The 10,210-nt window shown below is 74.9% G+C and carries 10 protein-coding genes; 1 reads left to right on the top strand and 9 read right to left on the bottom strand.

Features of this window, described 5'->3' with window-relative positions; genetic code table 11:
* Positions 1–90 precede the first annotated feature (90 nt).
* Positions 91–864 (bottom strand): cyclase family protein, encoded by a 774-nt coding sequence (locus ACIBG6_RS12970; protein WP_399222635.1) that lies wholly within the window; start codon positions 862–864, stop codon positions 91–93.
* 228 nt (positions 865–1,092) lie between these two features.
* Between ACIBG6_RS12970 and ACIBG6_RS12965 the strand changes: the two genes are divergently transcribed.
* The gene (locus ACIBG6_RS12965; RefSeq protein WP_399222634.1) at positions 1,093–1,557 is read left to right on the top strand and encodes a nuclear transport factor 2 family protein; all 465 of its coding nucleotides are present in this window, start codon (positions 1,093–1,095) and stop codon (positions 1,555–1,557) included.
* A 165-nt stretch (positions 1,558–1,722) separates the two neighbouring features.
* On the opposite strand, the gene ACIBG6_RS12960 is transcribed toward ACIBG6_RS12965, so the two are convergent.
* From ACIBG6_RS12960 to ACIBG6_RS12925, 8 genes are all read right to left on the bottom strand, one after another.
* On the bottom strand, positions 1,723–1,986 hold the full coding sequence (locus ACIBG6_RS12960) for an acyl carrier protein (protein WP_384147617.1): 264 nt from the start codon (positions 1,984–1,986) through the stop codon (positions 1,723–1,725).
* Positions 1,974–2,744, bottom strand: coding sequence for a 4'-phosphopantetheinyl transferase family protein (locus tag ACIBG6_RS12955; protein WP_399222633.1), 771 nt, complete (start codon positions 2,742–2,744; stop codon positions 1,974–1,976). Before ACIBG6_RS12955 ends, ACIBG6_RS12960 begins: the two co-directional genes overlap by 13 nt.
* Before the next feature lie 161 nt (positions 2,745–2,905).
* Complete coding sequence (locus ACIBG6_RS12950; RefSeq protein WP_399222632.1) at positions 2,906–4,639, bottom strand: acyl-CoA dehydrogenase family protein; 1,734 nt, start codon at positions 4,637–4,639, stop codon at positions 2,906–2,908.
* Between the two features lie 61 nt (positions 4,640–4,700).
* On the bottom strand, positions 4,701–5,666 hold the full coding sequence (locus ACIBG6_RS12945) for an aromatase/cyclase (RefSeq protein WP_399222631.1): 966 nt from the start codon (positions 5,664–5,666) through the stop codon (positions 4,701–4,703).
* A gap of 152 nt (positions 5,667–5,818) precedes the next feature.
* Positions 5,819–6,613, bottom strand: coding sequence for an SDR family NAD(P)-dependent oxidoreductase (locus ACIBG6_RS12940; protein ID WP_399222630.1), 795 nt, complete (start codon positions 6,611–6,613; stop codon positions 5,819–5,821).
* Complete coding sequence (locus ACIBG6_RS12935; RefSeq protein WP_399222629.1) at positions 6,586–7,707, bottom strand: acyltransferase domain-containing protein; 1,122 nt, start codon at positions 7,705–7,707, stop codon at positions 6,586–6,588. The genes ACIBG6_RS12940 and ACIBG6_RS12935 overlap by 28 nt, the downstream gene beginning before the upstream one ends.
* Positions 7,704–8,921, bottom strand: coding sequence for a ketosynthase chain-length factor (locus ACIBG6_RS12930; protein ID WP_399222628.1), 1,218 nt, complete (start codon positions 8,919–8,921; stop codon positions 7,704–7,706). Before ACIBG6_RS12930 ends, ACIBG6_RS12935 begins: the two co-directional genes overlap by 4 nt.
* Entirely contained in the window at positions 8,918–10,186 is a 1,269-nt protein-coding gene (locus tag ACIBG6_RS12925) for a beta-ketoacyl-[acyl-carrier-protein] synthase family protein (RefSeq protein WP_399222626.1), read from the bottom strand. Before ACIBG6_RS12925 ends, ACIBG6_RS12930 begins: the two co-directional genes overlap by 4 nt.
* Positions 10,187–10,210: the final 24 nt, after the last annotated feature.

The following is a 10,210-nucleotide window of genomic DNA, read 5'->3' as shown; positions in this document are numbered from 1 at the left end:
AAGCCGGCGAGGCATGGTGGGGGGTCGTGGCGGGGGGGGTCCCCGTGCGGGAGGGGTTCCGCCCCGCTCCTCGTCCCGCGGCGCCGCCGCTCACTCCGGGACGTGGGCCACCGCCCGGGTCCAGCCCGCCCCGGCCCGGGCGATCTTGACGGGGAAGCAGGTGACGGTGAAGCCGTACGGGCGCGGCAGGGCCTCCAGTCCGGCGAGCCGCTCGATCTGGCAGTACTCGATCTCCCGGCCGGCGAAGTGCGCGGGCCACAGCACGTCGCGGTCGCCGGTCTCCTGGAACGTCTTGATGATGTGCCCGAAGGGGGCGTCCAGACTGAAGGCGTCGGTGCCGATCACCCGGATGCCCAGGTCGAGCAGGTACCGCACGGCCGAGCCGTCGAGCCCGGTGAAGTCGGTGAAGTAGCTCTGGGTGCCGACGCGGGCGGCGGCGCCGGTGTCGAGCAGCACGATGTCCAGCGGCTGCGGCTCGTACCCGGTCTCGGCCACCGCCTTGCGCAGCCGGTCGGCGTCGACGGTGCCGGTGCCCGCGGCCCGCAGGTCGAGGACGAAGGCCGGGCGGTGGAACCAGTCGAGCGGCATCTGGTCGATGGTGCGGGGCACTCCGTAGGTGCCGCGCGACCCGTAGTGGGCGGGGGCGTCCACATGGGTGCCGGTGTGTGCGGTGAGGGTCAGGAAGTCGTTGGTGAGGAACTCGCCGTCGGGCAGCACGGAGGTGTCGAAGTCGACGCCGAAGACCCGCTTCATGCCCTCGGCCATGTGCCGGGCGCCTTCCTCGGCGGACATGATCGTGTGGGTCACGGTGTCCGGCTCCCAGAACTCGCCGTCCACCGGCGAGGACAGATCGATCAGAGGCATGGGCGTGCTCCTTGGCAGTCGGGCTCGGACGGACGCCATCGTCGGCGGCGGGCCTCGTACGCCCCTGGAGGATGTGTGAAACCCCGCCGCCCCTCAGGGCCCCCTCGGAACTCCCCTCCGAGCCCCTTCAGAACCGGCCGAGTCCTCTTCGAGGAGCCCCGGCGACCTTGGTGACGGCGGCACGGGCCGACCGCGGCCGCCGACCGTCCCATCACCGGAGGGAACACCATGCCGACCGTCACGTCCGACGCCCCCGCCGCCGGAGCGCAGACCGAACTCCGCCACGAGGTCGAGGAGTTCTACGCCCGGCACTTCCAGGCCGGGGACGGGGGCGACGCGGTCGCCTGGGCCGAGGGCTTCGCCGTGAACGGCTCCTTCAGCTCCAACGCCCGCCCCGAGCCGGTGGTCTCGCGCGCCGTCATCCTGCCCGCGGTCACCGCGATGTTCGCGGCCCGTACGGCGGAGGGGACGCAGCACCGGCACATGCTGACCCAGCTGACCGTCGAGCCGCGCGAGGACGGCACCGTCCTCACCCGCTCGTACGTCCTCGTGGTCTCGACGCCCCGCGAGGGCGGTCCGGCGCTGCTGGCCAGCACCCTCGTGACCGACGTGCTGAACCGTGAGGACGGCGCGCTGCGCATCCTCGCCCGGCACGTCGACCGCGACGACCTGCCGCCGACGTCCACGCTCTGACCGCACCACCGCACCACCGGCACCACCCACACCGACTCCGTGCCCCGGTCTCATCCCCCGTGACCGGGGCACGGTCATGTCCGCGGGCGGCACGCACGGCGAAAAGGGGCGGGGCCCGGCCACCTTCCGGTGGTCGGGCCCCGCCCCTCTGCCTGGCTCGCCCGTTCAGGCGGCGACGGGCACGGCCTCCGCGCCGTTGACCAGGGCGAGGAGGAGGGCCGGCGTCTCCGCCTCCGCCACGACGTCGTCGGGCAGGGCGACCCCGAGGTCGCGCTCGATCCGGCCGGTCGCCTGGAGCAGGGCCAGCGAGTCGTAACCGAGCTCCACGAAGGGGGTGTCGAGGATGTCGCCCCCCAGGTCCACGCCCTCCTCCTCGCCCGCGGACTCACGGAGGATCTGCAACAGGGTGTCAAGCGTCAGCCGGGCCATGATGGAAGTCCCTTCCCTACAAGCTCTGTCGAGTCACTTACAAGAGGATTCTCGGCCGACTTCCTCGACAACCGATCGAGCGGATCTGAACACTCCGCATGCCCGTCCCGCCTGGTGTCGCGCACCGCGAGACCCACGAGGTGGGTGCCGTCCAGCGGCAGCGTCGTGAACCGCCAAGCGGGGTCGGTGACCGGGGTGCCGTCGTCCCGGAGCAGCACGGCCTCTCCCCCGCCCCCACCCTCCTCCGGGACGAACCCGAACGACGTGAAGGGGAGCAACCGCCCCTGGGCCAGGGCCTTGGTGTACGCCTCCTTGAGCACCCAGAGCCGCAGCAGCCGGGCGTCGCGCTCCGCCTCCGGCAGCCGGGCGAGCGCGTCGCGTTCGGCGGGTGCGCACATCCGGGGCTCCAGGCCCGTGCCGTACAGCCGCCGGCCCGCGCTCTCCACGTCGACGCCGACGCAGCCGAGGACGGTGACCGCGACGCACAGCAGGTCCCCGGTGTGGCTGAGGCTCAACGCGACCCGGGGCCTGCCGCGTACGAGGGGGCGGCCGGTGAGTCCGTAGGCCAGTTCGAGGCCGTCCGGCTCCACCCGCAGCGCCCGCGCGGCCGCGTACTTGAGCAGCAACCGTCCGGCCGCGAACCGCGCCGCGTCGGCCCCCTGCCGGGCCTCGTACCGCGCCCGGTCGTCGCCGAGCAGCGCCCGCAGCCGCGCGGGGGCGGTCAGGGAGGGGTGCCAGGGCGCCACCCGGGACCACACGACGGCGGTTCCGCACCGCGCCAGGTCCCAGGCGACCGGCCCCCACGGCCCGCGGGGCCCGGGCACGTGCCGGGGTACGGGTACGGGCCGGGGTACGGGTACGGGCCGGGGTACGGGTACGGGCCGGGGTGTAGGTATCGGCCCCCCGTCGCTCGGCGGGCTCATCCCGCGAGCACCCGGTCGTCGAGGTCGTAACTGCGGGCCTCGGCGGCCCGGCGCAGGACCTCCTCGCAGAGGCCGGCCTCGACCCCGGGCGGGAGCGGTGGGGCGGCCCGGCCGAGTCGGCGCAGGATCCGGTGCAGGGCCACGGCGAGCCAGCCGGGATCGGCGGCACTGGCGTCCCGGGGGCTCTCCCGCCAGACGCCGAAGCCGGCGGCGGCGGCGAGCAGCAGGGCGTACCGGTCGGTGAGCGGGAACACCCGGGACGGGTAGGGGCCGGACCCGAACCTCCCGAGACCGTCGCAGGCCTCCTGGAGGCGGACGGTCTCGGCGGCGAGCAGCCCGAGCTGGGCCCGCAGGGTCCGGAGCACGGGATCGCCGCCCGCGAGCCGCCGTTCGCCCGGCGCCTCGGCGAGCAGGGCGCAGAGCCCGTCGCGGCCGTCGGCGGCGGTGAACACGGCGGGGTCCAGCGGCAGCACGGGGCCCGGGCGGAAGAGCGCGGCGGGCGGCGGCGCCTCGCCGGTCCAGCGGCCGCTGCCGATCCAGCCCAGGTGCTGGGCCATGACGGTCTGGCAGACGACGTTGCCCACATGGCCGAAAGTGACCGTGGGGAAGTCCCGTACGTGCTTCTGGAGGATGGCGTAGGCGCCGTCCCGGGCGTGGAAGGCGCCGCCCAGGATCACGGAGAGGGCGTTGAGGTTCTCCTCGACCCCCGCCGGGACCAGGTACTTGGCGGCGGCGGCCAGGACCGGGGAGCCGCCCGGCAGCAGGTGCAGGGCCCGGGCCGCCGTGCGGGCGAGGGCGTCGGCGAGCAGGAGGTCGGCGAAGGCGCCCGCGACGGCGGTCCGCGCGTACGACACCTGGGGCAGCGGGCGGCTGAAGGGCCGCTGCTCCACGGCGTACAGGGCGGCGGTGCGCAGGGCGGTGTCGGAGACCCCGATGACCATGGAGGGGACGGCCGCGTGGATGAGCGGGAAGACGGAGAGGCTGTGGCGCACGCCGCCGCCCCAGCTGCCGAGCAGCGCGCTGCGGGGCAGCGGGCGCTCGGTGAACTCCAGGCTGCCGACGCGCAGTCCGCGCATGCCGGCGGCCCGGCGGGTCTCGCCGCGGCGGACGCGCGAGCCGGTGAGGTCGGCCGCGTCGAGCAGGAAGAGCGAATGCCCGCCACCACCGCCGTCATCGCCCTCGCCGGTGCGGGCGAAGGCGACGACCAGGCGGGCGTCCTGCGCGTTGTGGACGGCGCGCTTGCGGCCGTCGAGCAGAAAGCCGTCCGGGGCGTGCCGGGCGTGCAGTTCGTCGCTGACGAAGTCGTTGCCGTGGGCGAACCGGTGGTACGCGATGGTGGCGCGGCCCCCGTCGAGCAGGACCTCGGCGGTCCTCGCCCGCTGGGTGTCGTCGCCGAAGGCCCAGACCGCGGTGGCGGCCATGAAGGAGGTGAGCGCGCTGCCGACGCCCAGTGCGGCGTCGCGGCGGAACAGGGCGCGCAGGACGGGCCCGAGCTCGTCGGTGCCGCGCAGCCGGCCTCCGAGGGAGGCCGGCACGAACTCGGCGTTCAGGCCGAGCCGGTCGTAGAGCGCGACGCCCGCCGGGGGCAGGACGCGCTCCTCGTCGGCGGCGAGCACCGCGGCCCAGCCGACGGGGTTGGCGGGATCGCGCGGATCGCCGAGCGCGGCCTCGACGGCGTCGATCCGCGCCCCGACCGGGAGGGCCGGGACGACCGGGACCCCGACCTGCACCCTGCCCGATGCCTCAGCCGAATCCCCGGCCGGACCCCGGCCCCGCCCCGGGCGCATGGGGTCACGCCCGGGCGGCCTCGGCGTACGCCTTGGCGTGCCGAAGCGTGGTGGAGCTGTTCGTCCCGAGGGCGTGGCGCACCAGGGACCTGGCCTCGGTGAGCGTCGCGGCCTCGCCGAGGGCCTGCCGTACGCCGGCCGGGTCCAGGGTCACGGTGTGCCAGGAGGTGGCGGTGACCTCGTCCCCGTGCTGGACGACGGTCCAGCGGCCGGTGTGGCCGGCCATGACCGGCGGCACCTTCAGCTGCTTGTAGACGAGCAGGCCCCGCTCGGGGAAGCTCACGCGGACGGAACGGGTGTGGTGGAGGGAGCCGTCGGGGCTGCGGGTGTCCATGTCGAGGACCTGGATGCCGCCGTCCTCCTCGGTGAAGCGGGTGGCGGCGACGTGCGGCAGTCGCTCGGGCCACTGGTCGGCCCGGTCGAGGAACGCGTACACGTCTCGGGCGGAGCCCTGGATCCGCTCGCTGTCGCTGAAGGTGAACGTCAGCTCGTCCCCCTCGGCGCCGGCGGCGGCCTGCTCGGCGGTGTCCCGCAGGGCGGCCAGCTCCTTCACGCTGTTGGTCTCGACGGCCCTGGCCACCCACTCGGCGGCCTCGGGGTCGTCGTCCACGACGGCGTAGTCGTGGAGCAGGACCACCCGGCAGCCGCCGGCCGTGTCGGCCTCCACGCGCCATTCGCCGCCCATCGCGGCCACCGGCGCGGAGGAGACGACCTGACGGAAGACGACCGTGCGCGCGGTGCGGTCCAGGGTGCGCCGGGAGGCCCAGGAGCGGACCTCGCCGTTGGCGAAGGCCCAGATGCGCAGGGCCTGTTCGGTGCCGTCGTCCTGGGTCACCTCGGCGTACACGGTGGGCCCGAACACCTGGGGCCACCGGGTCACGTCCGCGACCAGGGCGAAGACCTCCTCGGGCGGGGCTGCGACGACGGTCTCGTGCCGGGTGACGTGGATGGTGGGGGCGGTGGTGGTCAAGGCGGTCTTCCTTCCGGTGGCGGGGGGGGGCCGGCGCCACCGCCGGAGGGGCGGCGCCGGGGGGAGGCTGCGGGCGACGGTGGACGTCCGACGCCGGCCGTGGCGGGCGCGCACGGCCGTGTCCGGCCGTGGCGGGCGGGCGGGCGGGCGGGTCAGTAGTTGCCGAGGCCGCCACAGACGTTGAGGGCCTGCGCGGTGATCGACGCGGCGGTGTCGGAGGCGAGGTAGCCGACGAGACCCGCGACCTCTTCCGGGGTGGAGTAGCGGCCGAGCGGGATCTTCGCCTGGAAGCGCTCCAGGACCTGCTCCTCGGTGGTGCCCCAGTGGTCGGCGTACCCCTGGCGCACCCGGCCCGCCATGGGCGTCTCGACGTAGCCGGGGCAGACCGCGTTGACGGTGATGCCGGCGCGGGCCTGGGCGAGCTCCAGGCCGAGGGCCTTGGAGAAGCCGACGACGCCGTGTTTGGAGGCGGAGTACGGGGCGGCGAGGACGACGCCCTGCTTGCCGCCCGTGGAGGCGATGCTGATGATCCGGCCGGCCTTGCGCTCCAGCATGCCGCCGGTGGTGAGCGCCTCGCGGGTCAGACGGAAGACGGCGTTGAGATTGGTCTCGATGACGTCCTCCCACAGCTCGTCGGAGAGTTCGGCGGTGATGCCGCCGCCGCCCCGGCCCGCGTTGTTGACGAGGACGTGCAGGGGTCCGAGGCGGTCGACGGCGGCCCGGACCACGTCCTTGGCGTCCTGCTTGGAGGTGACGTCGGCGCGGACGCCGTCGGCCTCGTGGCCGGCGCTCCGCAGCTTGTCGACGACGGCGCGGACGTCGTCCTCGTTGCGGGAGCAGACGAAGACCGCGTGCCCCTGCTCGGCGAGGAGTTCGGCGCAGGCGAGACCGATCCCGCTGGTGCCGCCGGTGATGAGGGCTACGCGGCGCCCGCTGTTGCTGTCCATCTCTGGTCCTCTCGCTGTCGCGTGGAAGGGGAAGGGGTGGTGGGGTCGGCGGAGTCGGTGGGGCCGACGAGGTCCGCAGGGGCGCGGTGCCCGAGCCGATGCCCGTGCTCCCGCAGCTTCCGGGCCACGGTGGCCAGTTGCTTGACGTCGAGCGGCGCGCCGGCCCGCACCGGGGAGAGGGGAACGACGGCCGATCCGTTCCGGGTGACGGCGGTGTGGCGGCGGGCGAGCATGGAGAGCCCCTGCCCGGGTCCCGCCTCGACCAGGAGGAAGGGGCCGCCGCCGACGGGTCCGGCCCCGTCGAGGAGGTGGTTGAGCGCCGGGCCGAAGAGGACGGTCCTGGCGGGTTGCATCGCCCAGAACCCCGGGTCGCTCAGCTGCGGTTCGGCCAGCGGGCGCGTGGTGTATCCGGAGACGACGACGGTCCGCGGCGCCTTGTAGGCGATCCGCTCGTACGCGGGGCGGGTGCTCGCGCAGGCCGCCTCGACGGAGGGGCTGTGGAAGCCGGTGGTGGCCTTGGCCCGCATCCAGGTCAGCGATCCGGCGTCCAGGGCGTCGGTGACGGCGGACAGGTGGGGCTCGGGGCCGGCGATCATCACCTGGGTGGGGGCGTTGACCGCGCCGACGACGACCTGCGAGGTGAGCCAGGGGGTGAGCAGCGCCGGACTGGCGGACACCGCGACCATCCCGCCGGGCGGGGCGGCGGCGAGCGCCCGCACGCGGGCGTCGAGGGCGGTCACCGCGTCGGGCAGGTTCATGATCCCGGCGAGGACGGCGGCCGCGTACTCGCCGGCGCTGTGCCCGACGAGCGCGACGGGCCGGACGCCCCAGGAGGCGAGGAGCGTGCCGTAGGCGACGTCGAGGGCGAAGAGCAGGGGCTGGGCGCGGCGGACGTCGTCGATGTCGACGAGGGGCCGCTCGGCGAGCCAGTCGTCCCGCACCCGGCGCCCCTCGGCCCCGAGAAGCCCGAGGACCTCGTCGACGACCCGGGTGAAGACCGCTTCGGTGCCGTAGAGCCCGTGGGCCATCCCGGGGTACTGGGAGCCCTGCCCCGGCAGCATGAGGATGACGGGGGTGGGCGCCGCCCCGTTCATCGTTCGCTCCCGCGCAGGAGGACGGCGCTGTTGAAGCCGCCGTGGCCGCGGGCGACGACCAGGGCCGTGCGCAGGCGGGCCTCGCGGGCGGTGCCGGTGACCAGGTCGAGGCCGTACGAGGGGTCGGCGGAGTCGACGTACGGGGTCGGCGGGATGACGCCGTCGCGCAGGGCGAGCAGCGCGGTCGCCGTGTCGAGGGAGCCGCCGCCGGCGAAGAGCCGGCCGGTGCCGGCCTTCGGCGCGGTGACGGGCACCCCGCGCTCCCCGAAGACCGCGGCGAGCGCCTCGGCCTCGGCCCGGTCCCGGTCGGGTACGCCGGACGCGTCGGCGAAGACGACGTCCACGTCGGCGGGGTCGGCCCCGGCCTCCGCGAGAGCCGCGCGGATCGCCCGCTCCAGGCCGGGCGGCCGGCCGGAGCCGGGCTTCGGGTCGAGGGTGGCCGCGTACCCGGCGATCTCCCCGTACACCTGGTGGGCGCCGCGGGCGCGGGCCGCTTCGGCGTCCTCGACGACGAGGAGCGCCCCGCCCTCGCCGGGCACGTAGCCCGACGCCTCGGCGGAGAACGGCAGGTAGGCGCGCTCGGGGTCGTCGACGCGGCTCAGCTCGCCGGTGGCGATCTGGGCGACCCAGCCCCACGGGCAGAGCGCCCCGTCGACGCCGCCGGAGACGACGAGCCCGGTGCCGCGCCGCAGCTGCCGCCGGGCGTGGCCGAGCGCGTCGATGCCGCTCGCCTGGTCCGTCACCAGGACGCCGCTGGGGCCGCGGAGCCCGTGCCGGATGGATATCTGGCCGGTGTTGACGGCGTAGAACCAGGCGAAGGACTGATAGGCGGAGACGTACTCCTTGCCCTTGCTCCACAGGTTCTGGAGCTCGCGGTGGCCGAACTCGACGCCGCCGCCGGAGGCGCCGGTGATGACGCCCATGCCGTACTCGTCGAGCGCGGCGGTGTCGACGGCCGCGTCGGCGAGCGCCTCGTCGGCGGCCTTCAGGGCGAGCCGCGTCATGTGGTCGGTCTGCGGGATGAGCCTGCTGGGCAGGTGCTCGGCGGCGTCGAAGCCGTCGACCTCGCCGGCGATCCGCGTCGGGTACTGCGTGGCGTCGAAGCGGGTGAGGGGTCCGAGACCGCCCTGCCCGTCGAGCGCGGCCTTCCAGTAGGCCTCGGCGCCCAGGCCGTTGGGCGCGGTGACGCCGATGCCGGTCACTACCGCGGTCACGGGTTCCTCCTGTCGGGGTTCGCGAGGACCATCGCGGTCTGGAAGCCGCCGAAGCCGCTGCCGACGCTCAGGACGACGTCGGTGCGGTGGTCGCGCGCGGTCAGCGGCACGTAGTCCAGGTCGCAGTCGGGGTCGGGGGTGTGGAGGTTGGCGGTGGGCGGCACCACGTCGTGCTCGATGGCGAGCGCGCAGGCCGCGATCTCCAGGGCGCCGATGGCGCCGAGGGAGTGCCCGATCATCGACTTGATGGAGCTGACGGGTACGTCGTAGGCGTGGGCGCCGAGGCTCCGCTTGAAGGCGGCGGTCTCGTGGCGGTCGTTCATCTTGGTGCTGGAGCCGTGCGCGTTGACGTAGTCGACGGCGTCCGGGGAGATCCGGGCCTCGCCGAGGGCGCGGTCGATGGCCTCGGCCATCTCCCTTCCGTCGGGCTTGAGTCCGGTCATGTGGTACGCGTTGCAGCGCGAGGCGTAGCCCGCGATCTCGGCGTAGATGTGGGCGTTCCTACGCCGGGCGCTCTCCAGTTCCTCCAGGACGAGGACGGCGGCGCCCTCGCCGAGGACGAGACCGTTCCGCGTGAGGTCGAAGGGCCGGGAGGCGGCGTTCGGTTCGTCGTTGCGCGGGGTGGTGGCGTGGATGGCGTCGAAGCAGGCGGAGGTGATCGGGGAGATCGGGGCCTCCGTCGCTCCGGCGATCATCACGTCGGCGCTGCCCTCGCGGATGAGTTCGGCGGCGTGGCCGAGGGCGTCGAGGCCGGAGGTGCAGCCGGTGGAGACGACGGCGGAGGGGCCTTCGGCGCCGGCCTGCCAGGCGAGTTCGGCGACCATGGAGCTGGGCACGAAGTGGCGGTAGAGGTCGGCGACCGCGTACTCGTGGTCGACCTCCCACTTGCGTCCGCCGTCGCTGACGACGACGTACTCCCGCTCCAGGCTGGTGGTGCAGCCGACGGCGTTGCCGAGGGTGGAGCCGATCCGGCCGGGGTCGTGGGCGGAGAGGTCGAGGCCGCTGTCGGCGAGCGCCTCCCGTGCGCTGACGACGGCGAACTGGGCGGCCCGGTCGAGGCGGCGGATCTCCTGGGGGCCGAGCCCGGCGGCGCGCGGGTCGAAGTCGACCTCGGCGGCGAGCCGGGAGCGGAACGGCGAGGCGTCGAAGTGGGTGATGGTGCGGGTGGCGGAGCGGCCGGCGGTCAGCAGCTCCCAGTAGGCCTTGACGCCCACGCCGCCCGGGGCGACGGCCCCGATGCCGGTGATGACGACTCTGCGGGTCACGGGCGCACCCCCGCGCGGCTGCGG

The organism is Streptomyces sp. NPDC050842 (assembly GCF_044456565.1).
In the GTDB taxonomy this organism is placed as follows: Bacteria; Actinomycetota; Actinomycetes; order Streptomycetales; family Streptomycetaceae; genus Streptomyces.
The sequence above is the reverse complement of the archived record's forward strand: the minus strand, read 5'-3'. Positions and strand labels throughout refer to the sequence as shown.

Coding starts and splice junctions, on each gene's coding strand:
- ACIBG6_RS12970 (WP_399222635.1), bottom strand. CDS start 864: ATGCCTCTGATCGATCTGTCCTCGCCGGTGGACGGCGAGTTCTGGGAG.
- ACIBG6_RS12965 (WP_399222634.1), top strand. CDS start 1,093: ATGCCGACCGTCACGTCCGACGCCCCCGCCGCCGGAGCGCAGACCGAA.
- ACIBG6_RS12960 (WP_384147617.1), bottom strand. CDS start 1,986: ATGGCCCGGCTGACGCTTGACACCCTGTTGCAGATCCTCCGTGAGTCC.
- ACIBG6_RS12940 (WP_399222630.1), bottom strand. CDS start 6,613: ATGGACAGCAACAGCGGGCGCCGCGTAGCCCTCATCACCGGCGGCACC.
- ACIBG6_RS12935 (WP_399222629.1), bottom strand. CDS start 7,707: ATGAACGGGGCGGCGCCCACCCCCGTCATCCTCATGCTGCCGGGGCAG.